At 59.1% G+C, this 386-nt stretch carries 1 pseudogene; it reads left to right on the forward strand.

Annotation, left to right across the window (positions count from 1 at the left end):
- Positions 1 to 11: 11 nt before the first annotated feature.
- Positions 12 to 386: pseudogene (locus D9R02_RS11955) on the forward strand (hypothetical protein); the annotation flags it as partial.

A 386-nucleotide genomic window follows, 5' to 3' on the forward strand; every position in this document is an offset into this window, starting at 1 on the left:
TAAGGAATGGTATGCCTTACGATAGCGTATACAGCGAAAAGCGCCCGCCGGGCACGCTGCGTACCGCCTGGCGCAAATTTTATAGTGACGCCTCTGCGATGGTCGGCCTGTACGGCTGCGCGGGGCTGGCTGTACTGTGTATTTTTGGCGGCTGGTTTGCGCCTTACGGCATCGACCAGCAATTTCTCGGTTATCAATTATGGCCGCCGTCATGGTCGCGCTATGGCGAAGTTTCTTTCTTCCTGGGGACTGACGACCTCGGACGCGATGTTTTAAGCCGTTTACTGAGCGGAGCTGCGCCAACCGTGGGTGGCGCATTTGTGGTGACGCTTGCCGCGACGATCTGTGGCCTGGTACTGGGCACCTTCGCCGGGGCGACACACGGC

It is taken from the genome of Kocuria rhizophila, assembly GCF_003667225.1.
Classification (GTDB): domain Bacteria; phylum Actinomycetota; class Actinomycetes; order Actinomycetales; family Micrococcaceae; genus Kocuria; species Kocuria rhizophila.